This window comes from Vibrio sp. SSH13-20, from assembly GCF_040104475.1.
GTDB classification, from domain to species: Bacteria; Pseudomonadota; Gammaproteobacteria; order Enterobacterales; family Vibrionaceae; genus Vibrio; species Vibrio harveyi.
Genome location: NZ_JBECOU010000007.1, coordinates 41,125 through 58,940 on the forward strand (window position 1 = coordinate 41,125; position 17,816 = coordinate 58,940).

Consider the following 17,816-nt stretch of genomic DNA (forward strand, 5'->3'; position numbering starts at 1 on the left):
TGTGGCTACCCTTGTTGAGTGACTATTCGCAACGTTGAACGATCAACGCTTTGTTACTCGAATGATACCGTCCTCGACGTGTTTGTCGAAACTCTCCCTCATTGCGAAACAAATTAAATGGATTTAATTGCGGCGAATTTCTTGAGCGGCTCTTTGAGTCGTACTTTGATGGATTAACTGAGCCAAATGAACAATCGATACATTAATCGGCTTTTTACTGTAATTTCTTCCAACTTATACATTAATGGTTTGTGTAACGTCTTAGTGATGTTGCTGCCTGTTTCATTGATTTCTGCATTCAGTACATTGTTGAGCAACCTACTGATGATCGCAGGCTATGAACAACTTGGTATGACTGTTGGGGCAGCAAGCGCCATTATTTGGAAGCTATTTCCCATTTTGCTTCTAGTGTACTTCTCGCAGTTCCTTTCCTCTTTGCTAAAAGTCTCGCGAGTAAACGTGATAACGCCTTCGTTGATGATTTACTTTATCGTCTGTAACGAATGGGGCTTATTGCAAGATGGTACTGTTGTTCCGAGTAACTACCCATTAGCGATTCTGGTTCCGACAGTTGTCGCTTGGTCTGTACGCTTCATGCAAAACCGCAGATGGTTTATGCGTTCTGATTTACCAAATGTGGTGGATCAATCATACAACCTCATCATGGCGACCGTAGTCTTGGTGGTTGGTTACACTGTGTTGGGCTATGCACTTGGACAGGCATTCTGTGCCGCTGATATTGCAGATCTGTTACTGCCGAAACTAGACCCAAACTCGTTGCTTGATGGGATCATTTATGAGTTTGTGCGTAACCTATTTTGGTCGATTGGCATCAATGGTCACATCATTTTTGCCCCTTACAAGTCAGAGCTTTATGAGGTAACTCGTGTCGCGATAGAAAACCACGAAGCGCTGGGCACACCACTGCCAATTTTAACCACAAACTTCTTTGATTTTTATGCAGGAATGGGTGGTGCAGGGAACACCATTTCGTTGGTGCTGTGTATGCTGTTTCTGACTAAAAATCGCAGTTATAAAGCCTTGGCGGCAACAGCACTGGTGTTGAGCTTGTTTAATATTAACGAGCCCATTATTTATGGCTTACCCATCATGTTTAACCCAGTCATGATTGTGCCATTTTTAATCGCACCTGTTGTGGGGTTAGTCATCGCGTATATTACAACAGCAATGGGGTTGGTGGCACCGATTACCGAGATCGTTAGCTGGATGACTCCGCCGCTCGCCAGTGGTTACATCGGGACTGGTTACACATGGACTGGCGTGGTATTACAACTGATCATCATCTTAGTCGGTGTGCTGATTTACTATCCGTTCTTCAAGCAAATGGACAAGATTGGGAATGCGAATACGTTGTTTGCAAAGTCAGTCTCTGATGATTTTTTCAATTACGAGGGATTAGACAATGGCAAAGTCGCTGGGGCATTTTTCCCTGAAATTACCAATAAGTTCGCGGCACAAAAACGCATCAGTGATCTGAAAAAGCATGGCGAGTTCGTGTTGTTCTACCAACCGCAGGTTAATGCTCGCACAGGGGAGATTCGGTCGCTTGAAGTACTGATTCGTCACCGCTCAGAAACGGGCGAGATCACGCCTCCAACGTTTCTTGAGGACTTTGCCAAAGTCGGCTTAATGAGTGAGTTGGATTTATGGGTGGTTGAGACCACACTGCGTGAAGTGGCGCCTTTGGCGAATCGACCAAACTTTAAGGTCTCGATTAATTTATCTCCAGAAACTTGCTTGGTGCCAGACTTCACCGAAAAAGTATTGACGATGATTAATGAAAGCGCGTTGTCTTGCTCGCAAGTTGAGTTTGAAATTACTGAAGATATGTTGATTCAAGATGAGCATCGTACACACCGTGTGTTGAGCACACTGCGAGAAGCGGGGGTGAGGATTGCCTTGGACGATTTTGGTTCTGGTTATTCGTCAATTGGTTACTTGTCGAAATACGATTTTGATAAAGTGAAAATAGATCGTTCGTTGGTGCTTAATCTCAACAACAAAAATGGTCGTGAGCTGTTTAGGTTAACGGCGAAACTCGTAAAAATTACTGGTGCTGTTACGGTGGCAGAAGGCATAGAGACAGAAAGCGAACTGGAGTTTATGGCAGAGCTCGGTATCGATCTGATCCAAGGCTTCTATTTCTATCAACCAATGCCCTTCGACGATGTTGTAAAGCTTGAATACAGTCAGCGAGAAGAGAGTCTGGATTACGATCACTTTGCATTTTAAGGCCGAGGTGAGCAGATACAAAAAAGGGAAGCGCTCAGCTTCCCTTTTCTTTTAGGTTCAATTTATGTCGCTCTAAGAATCTCAAACTAGAATACTTAGATGAAGGCGTGATTATTTGAACTCGAATTTACCCTGCATGATTGCCCAGTGACCTGGGAAAGAACAGAAGAACGAGTAATCGCCTCCCGGAGTCATCTTCTCAGTGCTGAACGTGATAGAAGTGCTTTCACCACCGCCAACCACTTTAGTGAAGGCATAAACACGGTCATCGTTTGGTTTCACGTAGTTGTTTTCTAGACCAGCAGACATGCCTTCTGTACCCACTGCTTGAAGGTTTGCCGTATCAGTAATCACCACGTTATGACCCATTGATTGCGCAGGCATTTTACCAGTGTGGTTCAGCGTCAGTTTCACTTCTTTACACGTCGCTGGCACGCTCAGTGTTTTGGTCGAAAACTGCATCATATCGTTAGCATCGATGGACACTTCACACTCTGCGCTTGCTTGCGCGCCAAAGCTTAATCCAACTAGTGCAAAGGTTGCTGCTACTAAACGTAAAGACATATAACACTCTCCATATTTTATTTTTGGGCTGACTTGGATTCAAACCGATCCAATGCATCTCATTATCATCGAATATTCCAATTGAAACCGTGCTTCAATCCGGATATTGACGTTTTGTTGCAAAGTTATACTTATCGTTTTCACTGGATGATCATTCATATGCCTTATTTTGAACGCTTCATTTAAGAAGTGTGAAGACGATCTTTATAACCACCTCAGATGCCTATTTGTGTCTTCAGAACGCCCTGATTTTGGCGTTTTTTTCGCTAACATGTAACTAAGTGTTTCAAGTGTTTTTATTCTGTAACTTATTGATTTTCAGATGCATAAAAGCAAAGTAAAGACAAATTCTTATCTCGATTGTCACCAGAAAATAGATTTGTTTTATCCAGTGCACACTTTCTGAATTTTGAACTAGAGTCCCAGTTTTTTGTTTGCTTACCGATTGCGTACGAAATGTCGTCAAATTGACGCTTTATTTTTGGCACTTTTACACCTGTAAGCTGGGTTACATTTAGTTACATCTGTCCGCTGCGACGCGAAAAAAGTCCCCCTCTATAATGCCTTTCCTTTTTATTGTTGTTTGTATAAGTCCTTAATTATGAGAAAGAATACGCTAGCGATCATGCCAAGTGTTTTAGCACTGGCGATCGGTATGGGGTTGCCTGCTGCACACGCAGGAGTGATCACAGACGCAACTATCGTCGGCTCAGAAAGCCAGTGGTGGAACACTTACAAAGTGATCCTAACGAACGACGGTTCAAAGCCAGTTGAACTTCGTGATGCGAAAGTGACGTTTGATTCAAACCTATCAATGTCGACTCCCTCTTGGTCTGCGACTGGCATCAGCTACCCGGGCATGAAGTTCACCAGCGACGCACAAGGCAACGTCTTCAAGAACACGCTCGCGTTGGCTTTTGATAGCGGTAGCTGGGTGAAATCACAACTTCCGGCAGGTGAGCGTATTGAGCTAACTCTGGGTGTGAGTGGTGTATTGGATCTGACTCTTCTTCAAAATACCATTCGTCTGATCGCTGATGACGAAGGTGAAGTAGGTGAACCAGAAATTTCTCTTCAATTAGCTTCGCCAGTGAACGGTGCTGAGTTTGAAGAAGGTCAAGCGGTTGCCATGCTAGCGAACGTTACGGCAACCAACACCAGCGTTAAAGCTGTGACTTTCTTTGTCGACAACAAACAAGTTGCTCGTGTAACGCAAGCCCCATTCCAAGCAACTTGGACTTCTGTTGGCGCAGGCACTCACACGATCAAAGCTGTAGTAGAAGACACCTCTGGTTTAACCCAACAACAAGCGGTAAGCATTTCGGTAAAAGAGAAGCCAGTTGAGCCACCAGTGGTACCTGAAGTGCATGAGCTGACATTCGTCGCGCCTACACAGGGTCAAGCATTGATGGTGGGTCAGGCAACGACGATCAAAGCCCGTGTTGATGGTGAATTGATCTCTAAACTGGAGTTTTGGGCGAATGACCGCAAGTTAGGTCAACGTAACATCGCTGCAGGTCAAACGACGTATTCTCAATCTTGGACGCCAAATGAAGTGGGCAATGCGACACTTAAAGTGGTGGTTCTTGATAAGAACAACCAAATGGTTGAGCAACGCAGTATCGCTGTTGCTATTGAAGCTGCTCCAAGCTTTGTTAAGCCAGAAGTGAGCTTCTCTTCGCCTTCGAACGGTTCTAAGTTTGAAAAAGGTGAAGCGGTATCCATTTCTGTTCGTGCAACGGATGCTGATGACGATTTGTCTCGCGTTATCGTGAAAGCAAACAACAAGCAAATCTGTGATTTCAACGCATCAACTACAAACCAGTTCTCTTGTAACTGGACGGCGTCAGAAGTCGGTGCAGTTAAGCTAGAAGCGATCGCAACAGATGCTGAGCATCTAACGGCGACAGCACGTGTAAACATCACAGTTGAAAAAGTAGAAACACCGACGCCTCCGCCAACAGGTGGACTGTGTGCTGATTTTAATGTGTACCCAGACTGGACTCGTGGTGATCACGCAACAGGCGGCGACATTATGGTTCATAAGAACATTGCCTACTCAGCGGTGTACTGGACTCAATCTGTTCCTGGCAGCGATAGCTCATGGTCATTACATCTAAACTGTGATGGTACTGAGCCGGGTACAGCGCCAGCGCTATCATTGCGTAACCCAATGGACCCAGTGCGTCTAGAAGTGGCAGGTTGGCCAAACACATTCGTAGTGGCGAGCCCATCCACTCAAGCACCAAGCACACTGACTATTGCAGCAAGCAGCAGTGATGCGCTCACAGACCTAGAGCAACTGACACGTTCGTTTGTGTCGGCTATCGAACAAGCAGAGAACGCGGGTACTGCATCTGTCGTGATTCGATCGGATGTTCTGGATCTCGCTACGCAAGACAAAGGTGCATCGTTTGGTGCCGTTGCGGTTAAAGAAGCACTGACGAATGCCATTGATATCAAGGGTAGCCGTATTGATATTGATGCGATCAACGCACTGAGCGATGACGTGAAAGGCTGGGCGCATGCGTACAACTTGATCTTCACCACCCTTGCACCACAAGCGACATTTGGTTGGTCATTAAGCATTGGCGAGTTTGCTTACGATACCCACTCTGGTCGTCAGTCTGTATGGGATGAAGCGTCCGTTTTCACTGCCGATCTACTTGATAGTTTCGAGCTTTACAAAGCAGATGCTGCGAACAAAGCTGACTTTGTGGTGTTTACTAAATCGAATGCAACCACGGCACTAACCAGCGAGCAGTGGCATCACGCACTTGAATACGTAAAACAGGTAACAGATTACGTTGATGCGCCTGCAATGTTAGCGAACATGCCAACAGAGCAAACCGCAAATTACTTCATGGGCAATACTCAAACCGATCAGCAAATCCGTAAAGCCGCGTACAGCAACGTATTTGCATTGATGTTTGATCAAGACTCTCAAGCTCTAACCAGCAAAATTGAGCTTTACCAAACGGCGAAAGTGCCACTGTACTACGTAGGTGAAGAGTTAGAGAAAGGTTCGTTGACTCGCATTGAAGCGCTAAACCAAGAGTTAGCAAATGCTGAAAGCGTGATGGATAACGAAGCCTTCCTATACGAAACGCCACAGTCTCAGTGGGTTCCGTCAACGGTTTACAAGTGGAACGACTTCTTAGATGGCTTGAACGCAATGCACAACATTGGTGTGGCGGGCAATAAGTTCTGGTTGATGAACGATGAAGTTGATGATGCAACCAACATCAAATACGCGAAAGTCGCGATTGCTGCGTTCCTTGCGCAAAGTATGCAAGAGACCATCCGCTACAACGCGTGTGATGAAAACAACTGGTCTGAAGTGAAATACGGCGCGCCTGCGGATTACCCAATGACAGCAAGTTGTGGTCAACTGGGTCAGAAATACGCAGATTACGGTGTAAACCCAGTTTCAGGTTTAGATCATGCGTACTCTTGTCCTCGTGATGACAAGATGGAAGTCAGTGCGTTGACTCATGCGAAATGGTATGGTGCTCCAGCTCCAGTCTTTGCAGCACCTGATGCAGTACTTGAAGAGCGCGGTCTATTGGTGAACGGTGCAGCAGGTCGTTGGACAAACAACGGTCACTGTAACGATGTTCCAGAAAGCGTAGATACGTCTAAGCAAGTGTGGGAACGCGACGAGTGTAAGACGTACGTTGGTCAGAAAGCAGGTAAGTTCATTTGGGACGGCAGCAGCCAAGAAAGCGTTGAAGGCTGTGGCTGGTGGGGGCGTGGTGTAATCCAAACCACAGGTCGTCAGAACTTTGGTACGCTTAACCACTACCTAGGTCGCTCGCACGTTGATCCATCAACCATTGGTAAGACAATTGATGGCGTAACGGTAGAAGCGCCACCGGCGAACCCACTTTATGCTGAGCTAGACTTCTGTTCAAACCCAGGTCTGATTTGTAGCTCGGAAGAGAACAAAGAGATCAAGTGGATCGCAGGTCTGTTCTACTGGGTAACGTCAGTTCAGGCATACAACGATGAAGGCGGTCAGTACGCGGATTGGAACTACCACAATGAGCTGAAGAAGTATGTAGATAGTGGTCTGCAAGGTTCTCAATTTATCGATGACGTTTCAGGCATCGTTAACCGTGGTTGTCCGGACCTGACGTGTTCGACAGGTGATGTTCACAATGTGAAAGAGCGCCGCGAGAACTTCAAACTGGTACTACAAAAGCTAGGTCTTGATCCTCGCTAATTAAGACAAAGCAACATCAATGAAGAAAAGCCATCACCGAAAAGTGGAGGCTTTTTTGTTTTTAGCATTTGGCTCAGATGCTTAGTTTTTATTATTACTAATTCGTAATAGTTATTTTCTTTTTCCGCTTATTATCATTTATTTTCAACCCAATATAATGCCCGCCATTCCAAACGTATTTGCTGCGTTTTTGATTTTTATCTTTCGATGGATGGTTTCCGGGAGGGGAGTATGTCGAACTTTGTTGTTGTCGGTGGTGGTGCTGCGGGTCTAGAAATGGTCACGCGTTTAGCGAGCAGTTTTGCAGACAAATCTGACCATACCGTTACTTTGGTTGAGCCATCTTCTCATCACTTATGGAAACCAAGACTGCATGAGATTGCGGCGGGCACGTTTGATAACGAGCTCGATTCGGTTGCGTTTCGTCTTCATGCTGCTTGCCACGGTTACCAATATGTTCAAGCGCGCATGTCAGGCTTAGACCGTGCGAACAAAACCATCACTGTGAGTACTGAGTTTTCACCAGAGCAGACCGGGTTATCGCAGCAGTTAACACTGGATTACGATTACCTCGTGATTGCCGTTGGTGCGATCAGTAACGATTTCAAAATTCCGGGCGTGAGCGATCATTGCTTATTCTTAGATTCCGCTTCTCAAGCAGAAAAAGCGTGGGAACAGATGAAGCAAATGCTAGCAAATGGTGGTTCACATCGTGTTTCTATCGTGGGTGCCGGCGCAACTGGTGTTGAGTTAGCGGCTGAATGGGCGAAAGTCAGTAAGCAATTAAACCGCTACCAAAATGATACTCAACTTTCCATTACGCTCATCGAAGCGGCGGATCGTGTGCTACCTGCAAGTGCTGAGTGCATGTCTGCCAAGGTACTGAAGAAACTACAAAAGCAAGGCGTTAATGTTCGCTTAAACACCAAAGTTCAACGTGCAGAAGCAGACCGTATCGTGACGGAAAATGAAGTCATTCTTGCCGATCTACAAATTTGGGCAGCAGGGATTCGATGTCCAGATTGGATAGCGAATCTCGATGGTCTAGAAAGTAACCGCATTAACCAACTTAAAGTGCTGCCAACACTGCAAACTACTCTCGATGATAGCGTGTTTGTTATTGGTGATAGTGCTGAATGCCCACAAGAAGATGGAAACATTGTGCCGCCACGAGCGCAAGCTGCCAATCAAGCTGCAACACATTTGGCGAAGCAATTTAAACGCTTAGTGAAAGGCAAAGAGTTAAAACCGTTTGTGTTCAAAGACGGTGGGATGGTCGTCGCGCTTGGGCATGACTACGCGGTTGGCGCATTGATGAATGACAAAGTCGTATTGCGTGGACGCTACGTTCGCCGCTTGTACGACACGATCTTTAGGCTGCATCAGCGCGTTATTTTCGGTTGGTTCCGCGTGTCGGCTTTGGTAGTGCTTAAACGCGTAAAAGGTTTATTGAACCCATATTACAAAGGCTCTTGGTCTTAATCCAAGCCGTGACTCTTCGATTCCATTTTTTCATTTTTATCGAGCGCCCAAATCATCAGGATTTGTGGCGCTAGGTGTTTTTTATGCGTCATTTGCAACTCTCTTTGCCCGTTCAACTTCTTATTTCTGCCCTAATTGCGTGGAGTGGGGCTCAAGCCATCCTTCTTCTTATGGACCATGGACTGGTCGACAAATCGCTTTTACTGTCGGGTGATTACTACCAAATTTTAATGTTGGGCAAAACGGTCTATCTCGGCTTACTGAAAATGGTAGTGGGTTTGATGGTGCTGTTTTCTCTTGTCGAAGGCATCACCAATATTGGTTCAACCGTTCGTCTTAAAGCTCTGGGGGGGCGAACACTACTTTTCTACAGTTTCACCACCTTAATTGCCATTAGTTTAGGGCTTGGTGCGTCGTTAGCTTTGCCTGCATGGGAGCCACTTAATCAAAGCGTTTCTGTGGGTAGTGATGTTCATTTGATTGACGAGCAAGGTGCTGGTGGTGCCGCCATACTCACCAACCTTGTCAAGATGGCGATGGTGAATCCATTTGCTGCACTGGCGAATGGTAACTTGCTGGCGATCGTTGTTTTCTCCTTTATGGCAGGCGTTGCGATTTTGCTTTCTGTTCCATCGGGTCATCCGTTGCTAGCGGTGATCTCGGGGCTGAACAAAAGTGTTAACACCATGATTCGAGGCATCGTTAAGCTGTCTCCGATTGCTATTTTTGCGATCGTGTTTGATATTACGCTGACCTCAAGTGGGAATCTGATTCAGCAACTCGCGTTGTTTGCGTTACTGGTGTTTGTGCTCACGATGGTGCACGGGCTAGTGGTATTACCGACGATTGCTAAGGTAATGACCGGGATTTCTCCAGTCGCACTGTTTAAAGCGATTTCAGCCCCATTAGCCATGGCGTTCGCAACGTCATCAAGTGCGGCGGCGCTGCCTTTGGCAAAACAAAGTGCGGAAGATAATTTAGATGTCGCGCCAGAAGTCAGCAGTATGGTGCTGCCGCTCGGCTCTGTAATGAATATGGACGGCACCGCGCTATTTGAGGGTGTCGCTGCAATTTTCCTAGCACAGTTATTTGGGGTGGATTTGAGTACCACAGGGTTGGTGATGATCTTTATCATGGCAATGGTCTCTTCCGTTGGTGCGCCAGGCATGCCTTCGGGCTCCATGTCGGGTATGCAGTTAGTACTACTAGCTGCGGGCATTCCATTGGAAGCGATAGCCATTTTATTAGTGATAGAAAGGCCGTTGGATACGTTCCGCACCGCCGTCAATGTGGAAGGGGATTTGATTGCGACGCTTGTCATCGACCGTTGGCAAAAGAAACAAGCTGGTGATGTTTTTGACCAACCTACAGCGGCTTCGGTGAGTTAACCCTAAGGCCAAGTCGGTTCTTCTTTAATATCGAGCTTGAAAAAAGGAGTGACATTGTGCGTCACTCCTTAGTTCCTATTAGGGATTTGGTGTTTTATCTGAACCCGTCATCATTACCACGAAAAGGTTTGGATGACGTTGTCTTTTGCCATTGGGTTAGACGCAATCGCGTGATTGATGTTTCTTAGAAAATCGTCGCGAGAATCCAACAGCCAGCCTTTTTGAGGAACGATGTTGTTGCCATGGTCGCCCCAGTAAAAAGTATCAATGTTCAGGTTTTCAAGCAGGTATTTTTCCTCTTCCAACACCTGTAGTTGTGTCGGCATAATGAACTCACCATTCTTCACTTCCTGCTCCATCACCGTTCCCGGTTGAATCGCAAGTGCCATTGGGGCAATTTGCTCAGGATTCATTTGGTTCAAAATATCGGTTGTGGCGATGATGTGCTCTTTTGAACGCTCACGCCCACCAAGTCCAAAGATGAAAGAGAGCAATACTTCGATGCCAGCTTCTTTCGCCATTGCCATGCCTTCAATGGCTTGTTCTGGTGACATGCGCTTTTTGATGCGCTCTAGAACAATTCGATCACCCGATTCAAGACCGGAATACGCCATATCAAGTCCAGCATCTTTGAGCTCTTTTAGCTCTGCAATGGTTTTACGGCGGAAATCGTTCATGCCACTGTAAAGTGAAGTCTTTTTGCACTCAGGGAACGTGGAGCGCAGTTTGTCGAAGATCTTGAGCAAGTAATCCGTGCGTGCTGCCATAACGTTACCGTCGATTAGAAAGATCGACTCTACGTGTGGGTAGATAAGACGCGCTTCCTCAATATCTTTAAACACATCCTTAATGGGACGCACTTTAAAGCGCTTATCATCAAACATGCTACAGAACGTGCACGTATTGATGCTACAGCCCAGCGTAGTTTGGATAAGAATGCTGCGGTATTCCGGCCATGGTCGGTAAACTTTGCCCTCATAGTTCATAAATGGATCTCCAGTTAAAGGCGGGATGATTCAGTGCCATCGCTCGCTAAAGACAGAGGGGATAAGCGCAATATAACGTCGCCTTATTCCCGATTACCGAAGATTAACAACATTAGTAATTGTTGATAATTGGTGTTTTCATCGAATAAGTTTTTAGATTTTGTTGATAATTAGGGGGCGGGGGATTTTGTTGGAATGCAGATAAAAAAACACCCAGCCGAAGCTAGGTGCTTGAACAAAAATAGCAATATTTATTTTGGCTTGAGTTAGACAAGCTTCGCAATCACAGTTTCAATGGCATCAACCACTTGCTGTGACTTTGGTTCGTTTAAGGCGTCACGATGAGGTGCCGCAAAAGCTTCAATGTCGTTATCGAAGTAAGCGCCATGTGCTTGTGCAAACTCATCCGATAGTGCGGCACGAATTAAAATGTCAGCACCCAAGCGAATATCGCCGCCAGCAATGCCGTAAGCGTCTTTTACCATCTTGCTACCAAGTAGAGACTTTGGGTTGACTGATACAACCATAGGACCGACGTTTTTCAACTGTAATCCCATCACGCGTGACCACATGGTAAGTGCCAGTTTGCTTTGTGCATAAGCTTCACCGTCTGACAACGGTTTGTCACCCATTAATGCCTCAATGCTAACAGGAGCTTGCGCAGCAGAAGACAAGTTCACCACACGCCCTGTATTGCCAAGCAACGGAAGTAACTCTTTTGTCAGTAGGTAAGGCGCAATGGTGTTGACTGCAAAACGCACATCTAGGTTATCTTGGGTTCTTGCGTTTGGTGTTGCGTATACGCCAGCGTTATTGATGATGACGTCCAGCTTGCCAAAGCGCTCTGCTATTTCTGCAACCATCTGTTTCACGGCGCGTGGAGAAGACAAATCCGCAACAATACTTTCGACTTTACCTGCGTTTATCTCAATCAAGCTCTGTTCTACGTTTTGGACTTTTTCTTGGTTACGACCGTGCACGATCACATGATGCTCGTCAGCCACTAACATTTTCGCTGTTTCTAAACCAATGCCGTCTGTAGAGCCTGTGATCAGGATGATTTTTTGCATAGCTGAGATTCCTTATGAATTCGATATGAAACAATCATAGTGGCATCTTCCGCATTAGACTATTGAGGGCGTTGGGGAAACACTTTATAGGAAAAATTGAAAATCAATCTATTGGTGTTTTTGTGGGCGAATCGACGAATTCACCCCCTTTGAAATGCTATGGTTATTTTAAGCGTTGCTTAAGATTTGAGCAGCTTGTTTAACTTAAAATATACTCAGCCAAAGAGGTCTCTATGTTAGGTGAAAATCACTCATTAACTCATGAATTCCCAGAACATTTGGATACCATCACTCAACTGACAGCTAACGACTCCGCGTTTGCTGAAAACGCTAAAAACTACAACACGCTCGACAAAGAAATCCGTGAACTCGAATTGCGAGGAAACCCAATCGACGACCATGAAATGAACACTTTAAAACACAACCGTGCAGAACTAAAAGACTGGCTTTACTCAAAAATAATGAGCGCATAATCCTTCAAGTGCTTCATCAATGGCGGCTCGAATCTTCGAGCCGTTTTCGTATCTGCAAGATGGGTTGTTAGCTTAAGCACGCTATTTAACGGGTAGATGCCCAGTCTTCACCCAGATCACCGTTTCTTGTTCCACAAAAGGAAAGTGCTCACTCATGTGCGGACTGCGCAACCATGTGTGAGTTGGATACTCACCAAATTCGTCTCTAAACTCGCCCGATAATACAAAGATCTCTTCGCCACCAAAGTGACGGTGTGGCTGGAATCTTTCGCCTTTTGGCCACTTTACCAGCGCCACATGTTCGTGTTCGAAATCGTGCAATGGCATCACCTGCAATCCGCCAATACCCGGTAGCCAATCTGCTTGATGAGTATGAATTCGTACCGTTTCAATATCGCTTGGATCAAACTGGTTGAGTTTTACCAAGATTACACAGCCTTCACGACTAAAAGGCGCGTGTTGGCTGCCCGGAGGGTTGCGTATATAAGTTCCGGCAGGGTAGTCGCCATGTTCATCGGAAAACACCCCCTCAAGCACTAGGATTTCTTCCCCATACGGATGAGGGTGGGTAGCAAACGCTGAGTTTGGCTCGTACTTCACTATGCTGGTGGTATGTCCTGACTCTTTAGCTTCACGCTCTAACGGTTTACGCCACACGCCAACAGCAGGGCTAGCGATCCATTCCTGTTCTGCGGTTTTAATCACCAAGCGTTGTGAAAAATCCATGTTTAACATAGTTGCTTCCAGTATTTGTTTATATCCAGTACGTATATCCAAGCATCTTGGCGTCATCTGGGTAATAAAGCGATTCTAGTCGCTTTCGCGTGTTTGCCAACCAGGAGTTTTCACAAGGTTAGGTATGGATTTTTCGAGTGATTCGGAGGCCTTGCCGGTTAACCTTATGATTATTATTGATAATTTACATATAAGTTAATTTTACAAATTGTTACATGCTTCGCTTTTTTTACTCTTTGTTATGTTATAACATTCGCGAAATATTGAATGGTGTTATAACATAACAAAATAAGGAAAAACGTAGTGAATAAGAAATTGGTCTCTTTAGCGGTTGGTAGCTTGTTTGTTTCCCCAGTTTTTGCCGATGCGCTTTCGAACCCTCAGATTGGCGTAGTGCTAGACGGTTACTATCAAGATGGCCAACGTCATAACTCAGAGCGTGAAGAAGGTTTTGGTCTTGGTCACACTGAGTTGAACATGTCTGCAAACATTGATGACAAATTCCACGGTGCGCTAACAGCAGTATTAGAAAGCCATGGCAATGAAACAGAATTGATGCTTGAAGAAGCTTTTGTCGAGACACTGGCACTTCCATACGGTCTCAATGTTCGTGCTGGTCGATTCCTGTCTGATTTTGGTTACCTGAACAATCAACACATGCACACCGACAGTTTTGTGGAGCGTCCGATTGCTTACCGCACATTCCTAGGCTCGCACTACTACGATGATGGTGTACGCGCAAACATTGTGTTGCCAACGGATCTGTACGTGAAATTTGGCGTTGAAGCATTAAGTGGTAGCAAGATGTCTTCTGTTGAAGAAGGCTCCAAAGTAGGCGTTTACACCTCTACGCTGAAACTAGGTAATGATTTCTCTGAATCATCTAGCTGGCAGTTTGGTTTAAGCTACCTGCGTAACGAAAACGGGAAAGTGAAAGAGTTCGAAGATCACGACCACGGTCATGGTCACGAAGAGGAGCATGGTCACGACCATAATCATAGTGCAGCAGTCACTGGTGCAAACCTTTACGGTGCAGATTTCGTATGGAAATGGGCTCCAGATGGTAATTACAAATACAGCAACTTGACACTATCAGCGGAATACATGTTGTTGGACGGCGTGGTAGACAGCAAGTTTAAAGATGATGCGGAGTCGCCAGATAACCTAAGCGCATACTACGTATCAGGTGTTTACCGATTTAACCCAAGCTGGTCAGCAGGTCTACGTTACGGTGAAGCAGAAAGCTACGATGGTCATGCTCACGGCGACCATATGCACTTCACTGCACTGAATGATAAAGAAATGGATGCGATGATCGCGTGGGATTCTTCTCACTTTGGTACTATCCGTGCGCAATACACTCGTATCGATAACCAAGACAGCGAAACAGATAACGTATTTACTCTGCAATACGTTATGACATTTGGAGCGCACGGTGCACATGCGTTCTAAGCTGACACTGACTCAATGCAGTTTAGCGATGATGGCGGCGGGGGCTGCCATCATCTCTTCGCCTGCTTTGGCTCTCAACATCTTCGTTTGTGAGCCAGAATGGAAAGCCTTGCTCGAAAGCCACGCACCAGACGCCACCATCTATTCTGCGACCACAGTAAAGCAAGATCCGCATTACGTCCAAGCTCGCCCTTCTTTAATTGCCAAAATGCGTCAAGCCGATATGGCAATGTGTTCCGGCGCCGAGTTGGAAGTAGGGTGGCTACCCATGTTGCAAGTACGCAGTAGCAATGCTGCGGTACAAAACGGCGCACCGAGTATGATTTACGCAACGGATTTCGTTCGAATGTTAGATACTCATGACCACGTCGACCGTAGCATGGGGGACATTCACGCCCATGGCAATCCGCACGTGCAGTTTGCAGCCAACGATATGATTCCACTCTCACATGCGATCACCGAGCGTTTGAAAACCATCGATCCAGATAATGCGCAAACGTACCAGTTTAATGGCATGAAGTTTCGTGCGCATTGGCGTAAAAAACTCAATGAATGGAATGAAAAAGCCGCGCCATTAAAAGGGAAGCAAGTGGTGGGGTATCATGCGACTTATCGTTATTTGTACGATTGGCTTGGCATGGAGCAAATTGCTGACTTAGAACCAAAACCGGGTATCTCGCCAACCACATCTCACCTGCAATCACTCACCAAGTTAGATGCCAATAGTTTTGATGCGATTGTTTACTCATCTCACCAAGACCAGCGTCCAGCAAATTGGTTACAGCAGCATACAAACAAACCTGTGATTCAACTGCCACTGACGGTTTCTAAAGGTGAAAGCTTGGATGAAATGTACGATCAAGTTATCGACGATTTATTGGCCGTGCTCGTGCAACCCATTCCGGTGAAGATCTAAACCATGGCTGAGTATGCATGGTTATTGCCAGCGGTGTTGTGCGGCTTAATTGCTCTGGTTGGAAATGTGGTTCTTGGGCAACAAGTTCTCAATCGACAGATCATCTTTATTGATTTGGCGGTGGCACAAGTTGCCGCTTTGGGAGCTGCGCTCAGCCATTATTGGTTGAACCAATACGCACTGTTTTCAGGCTCCTTCTTTGGTGAGATGGTCGGTCCTTGGGTGATGTCGTTATTGCTTTGCGGTCTGATCGCCGTAATGGAGAAGCGATACCAACAGCATTTAGAGCCGATGATCGGCAGCCTGTTTGTAGTATCCGCATCGCTGGCGATTTTGCTCGTGAGCAAAGACCCACATGGCGGTGACTTCATTCAAGGCATCCTTAATGGTCAGTTGTTGTGGGCAACGTGGGCGGACGTTTGGCCTTTGGCTTTGATAACCGCGGCGATGTTGCTGTTGGTATGGTTCAAGCCTGAGTTTATGCAGGGCAGTGGCTTCTATCTTATCTTTGCTATCTTGATGCCGATTACGGTCAAGCTCACGGGGATTTACTTAGAATTTGCGTTGTTGGTGATTCCGGCTTTGTGCGCCGCAACATTGAAAGGGATTCGGTTCTTTATTGCGAGTATCAGCATTGGTATTGTCGGAATACTATCGGGCATTGCTGTTTCGGCTCGTTACGATTTACCAAGCGGGGCGAGTATTGTCATCACCTTGTTTATCGCAGGTATGTTGTTCAATCTTTTGCTGCAACCTTGGTTGCTCAAATCGCAATCTGCTTGCAAAGGTCAAGAGCATATCGCGCAATGATAAAAAGGCTCCGCATTCACGGAGCCTTTTGTTTAGCACTGCTTTTTCTTATTAGTAACGCCTGATCAGTCTTCGTTTATAGACCAATTAGCCACTCTATCTGTTTCTATTTTAGCAAGATTTGAAAATAGGGAGAATTTGAGGCTGAATCGAATCTGTCAAAGTGTTATCCAACGCAGGGAATAATTGATTGATTCCGGTTTCCGATAAGCCCAACCACGCCATCAAACTTGCATGCAATTGATCTGAAGAAATAGTGGGAATAACACGCCCACGAGAAAGCAAATACGGACTCTGTTCAGATAAATCTGGGTACTCACCCACAATTGCTTTTCCTGCTACACCACCGCCCATGACTAAGGCGTGACTTGCCCAGCCGTGATCCGTGCCATCGGTGCCGTTTGGAATCAGAGTTCGACCAAACTCAGAGTGAGTAAATGTCGTCACTTGCTCAAACAACCCATTGTTTTGTAATGCTAATTGGAACGCTGCCATTGCTTCTGCCAACTCTTGCAACAAACCAGTTTGACGATTGATTTGTGCTGAGTGAGTATCAAATCCTCCCAACTTACAACTGAAGTACTGAGCAGGATGTTGGAATTGATCTTTATGCAGAATCAGCTTGAACACCGCTTTCAATTGCTTACCGATTCGTGTTTCAGGGAAAACATCGGTGATCTCGGAATTCAGAATCGAACTAAACTGCTCATACATTCTGGTGGAATCTACCGCGACTCCTGCGTAATGCGATTGAAAAATATTGCTGTAACTGCCGGTACTTTGCAGTTGATCGAACAAGTCGCGTGAACGTTGATCATTAAAAATATCGCTTGGAGGTTGAGATCCCACCGAGTTGGATTGTGCTTCAATACAATTTGTCCACACCTGCGTACCGCCAATATCAAACATTGGCGATAGTTCGTTTAGATTGCGCAGCATGGTACCTAGCTCGGTGGATGTCTTTGCACCAAAGCCTTCTTTCGATAAAGACTTGGTCGCATGAGACTGAACCATGGTGGATTGATGCGAGTGGCTGAACAGATGCGCTGGTCGCGTACTTTCGCCATATATCACGTTGTTTACGCGTTGAGTCAGTGGTCCTAGGTTAATCACAGGTACAAGGTTCGCGCTGTCCCAGTAAGGTTTGAGCGCCGCCATGGCAGGGTTGAGCGCCAGTTTTGCCGTGTCGTTCACGGCATCTAGGTAAATACACGTAGTTTCATCCAAAGCCAAATTGCCACGTAGGGCGCGATATTGAGCGTTGGCATTGGCTGCCGTTGGAATAAGCATGTTGTAGCCATCATTACCGCCTGCAAGGTCAATGCCGACAACAGCGCGATATCCGTTTTGGCATTGACTAAACGAGTCAGCAAAGGCAGGAAATGCCGCTAGGTTCAGCGCAGAAATACCCACACCAGCGGAACTTGCTTGTAAAAATCGACGTCGAGTTAAGTTCATGATG

The 17,816-nt window shown here is 45.9% G+C and carries 13 protein-coding genes; 8 read left to right on the forward strand and 5 right to left on the reverse strand.

The genetic code is table 11. The annotated features are described in order from the left end of the window. Positions 1-186 precede the first annotated feature (186 nt). Complete coding sequence (locus ABMY42_RS19165) at positions 187-2,253, forward strand: EAL domain-containing protein (protein WP_269986019.1); 2,067 nt, start codon at positions 187-189, stop codon at positions 2,251-2,253. A 111-nt stretch (positions 2,254-2,364) separates the two neighbouring features. On the opposite strand, the gene azu is transcribed toward ABMY42_RS19165, so the two are convergent. Further along, complete coding sequence (azu, locus tag ABMY42_RS19170; RefSeq protein WP_005452777.1) at positions 2,365-2,817, reverse strand: azurin; 453 nt, start codon at positions 2,815-2,817, stop codon at positions 2,365-2,367. 601 nt (positions 2,818-3,418) lie between these two features. Here azu and ABMY42_RS19175 point away from each other — a divergent pair. The 3 genes from ABMY42_RS19175 to ABMY42_RS19185 all read left to right on the forward strand — a co-directional run bounded on the left by ABMY42_RS19175 (position 3,419) and on the right by ABMY42_RS19185 (position 9,912). Further along, entirely contained in the window at positions 3,419-7,042 is a 3,624-nt protein-coding gene (locus ABMY42_RS19175; protein WP_349266654.1) for an Ig-like domain-containing protein, read from the forward strand. A gap of 231 nt (positions 7,043-7,273) precedes the next feature. Further along, positions 7,274-8,524 (forward strand): NAD(P)/FAD-dependent oxidoreductase, encoded by a 1,251-nt coding sequence (locus ABMY42_RS19180; protein ID WP_349266655.1) that lies wholly within the window; start codon positions 7,274-7,276, stop codon positions 8,522-8,524. 83 nt (positions 8,525-8,607) lie between these two features. Beyond that, on the forward strand, positions 8,608-9,912 hold the full coding sequence (locus ABMY42_RS19185) for a dicarboxylate/amino acid:cation symporter (protein ID WP_349266656.1): 1,305 nt from the start codon (positions 8,608-8,610) through the stop codon (positions 9,910-9,912). A gap of 113 nt (positions 9,913-10,025) precedes the next feature. Here the strand turns inward: ABMY42_RS19185 and ABMY42_RS19190 are convergent, their stop codons facing one another. Both ABMY42_RS19190 and ABMY42_RS19195 read right to left on the reverse strand, forming a co-directional pair. Further along, complete coding sequence (locus tag ABMY42_RS19190; RefSeq protein WP_349266657.1) at positions 10,026-10,898, reverse strand: radical SAM protein; 873 nt, start codon at positions 10,896-10,898, stop codon at positions 10,026-10,028. Positions 10,899-11,164: 266 nt separating this feature from the next. Further along, positions 11,165-11,968, reverse strand: coding sequence for an SDR family NAD(P)-dependent oxidoreductase (locus ABMY42_RS19195; protein WP_349266658.1), 804 nt, complete (start codon positions 11,966-11,968; stop codon positions 11,165-11,167). Positions 11,969-12,201: 233 nt separating this feature from the next. On the opposite strand from ABMY42_RS19195, the gene ABMY42_RS19200 reads away from it, so the two are divergent. Next, positions 12,202-12,441, forward strand: a complete 240-nt coding sequence (locus tag ABMY42_RS19200) for a YdcH family protein (protein ID WP_005452761.1) — start codon at positions 12,202-12,204, stop codon at positions 12,439-12,441. An 81-nt stretch (positions 12,442-12,522) separates the two neighbouring features. Here the strand turns inward: ABMY42_RS19200 and ABMY42_RS19205 are convergent, their stop codons facing one another. After that, on the reverse strand, positions 12,523-13,176 hold the full coding sequence (locus ABMY42_RS19205) for a cupin domain-containing protein (protein WP_005452759.1): 654 nt from the start codon (positions 13,174-13,176) through the stop codon (positions 12,523-12,525). Positions 13,177-13,479: 303 nt separating this feature from the next. On the opposite strand from ABMY42_RS19205, the gene ABMY42_RS19210 reads away from it, so the two are divergent. From ABMY42_RS19210 to ABMY42_RS19220, 3 genes are read left to right on the forward strand one after another with little or no spacing between them, the layout of a single operon-like run. Continuing rightward, a complete protein-coding gene (locus ABMY42_RS19210) occupies positions 13,480-14,628 on the forward strand; it encodes a hypothetical protein (RefSeq protein ID WP_017189561.1) in 1,149 nt (382 codons plus the stop codon). Continuing rightward, a complete protein-coding gene (locus ABMY42_RS19215) occupies positions 14,618-15,544 on the forward strand; it encodes a zinc ABC transporter substrate-binding protein (RefSeq protein WP_349266729.1) in 927 nt (308 codons plus the stop codon). Before ABMY42_RS19210 ends, ABMY42_RS19215 begins: the two co-directional genes overlap by 11 nt. A gap of 3 nt (positions 15,545-15,547) precedes the next feature. After that, positions 15,548-16,354 (forward strand): metal ABC transporter permease, encoded by an 807-nt coding sequence (locus ABMY42_RS19220; protein WP_349266659.1) that lies wholly within the window; start codon positions 15,548-15,550, stop codon positions 16,352-16,354. A 111-nt stretch (positions 16,355-16,465) separates the two neighbouring features. Here ABMY42_RS19220 and ABMY42_RS19225 read toward each other — a convergent pair whose 3' ends face one another. After that, positions 16,466-17,812 (reverse strand): DUF1501 domain-containing protein, encoded by a 1,347-nt coding sequence (locus tag ABMY42_RS19225; protein WP_349266660.1) that lies wholly within the window; start codon positions 17,810-17,812, stop codon positions 16,466-16,468. Between the last annotated feature and the right edge of the window lie 4 nt (positions 17,813-17,816).

Bases quoted from the DNA above. Each gene is read 5' to 3' on its own strand.
- ABMY42_RS19165 (WP_269986019.1), top strand. From the start codon at position 187: ATGAACAATCGATACATTAATCGGCTTTTTACTGTAATTTCTTCCAAC.
- azu (WP_005452777.1), bottom strand. From the start codon at position 2,817: ATGTCTTTACGTTTAGTAGCAGCAACCTTTGCACTAGTTGGATTAAGC.
- ABMY42_RS19175 (WP_349266654.1), top strand. From the start codon at position 3,419: ATGAGAAAGAATACGCTAGCGATCATGCCAAGTGTTTTAGCACTGGCG.
- ABMY42_RS19180 (WP_349266655.1), top strand. From the start codon at position 7,274: ATGTCGAACTTTGTTGTTGTCGGTGGTGGTGCTGCGGGTCTAGAAATG.
- ABMY42_RS19185 (WP_349266656.1), top strand. From the start codon at position 8,608: ATGCGTCATTTGCAACTCTCTTTGCCCGTTCAACTTCTTATTTCTGCC.
- ABMY42_RS19190 (WP_349266657.1), bottom strand. From the start codon at position 10,898: ATGAACTATGAGGGCAAAGTTTACCGACCATGGCCGGAATACCGCAGC.
- ABMY42_RS19195 (WP_349266658.1), bottom strand. From the start codon at position 11,968: ATGCAAAAAATCATCCTGATCACAGGCTCTACAGACGGCATTGGTTTA.
- ABMY42_RS19200 (WP_005452761.1), top strand. From the start codon at position 12,202: ATGTTAGGTGAAAATCACTCATTAACTCATGAATTCCCAGAACATTTG.
- ABMY42_RS19205 (WP_005452759.1), bottom strand. From the start codon at position 13,176: ATGTTAAACATGGATTTTTCACAACGCTTGGTGATTAAAACCGCAGAA.
- ABMY42_RS19215 (WP_349266729.1), top strand. From the start codon at position 14,618: ATGCGTTCTAAGCTGACACTGACTCAATGCAGTTTAGCGATGATGGCG.
- ABMY42_RS19220 (WP_349266659.1), top strand. From the start codon at position 15,548: ATGGCTGAGTATGCATGGTTATTGCCAGCGGTGTTGTGCGGCTTAATT.
- ABMY42_RS19225 (WP_349266660.1), bottom strand. From the start codon at position 17,812: ATGAACTTAACTCGACGTCGATTTTTACAAGCAAGTTCCGCTGGTGTG.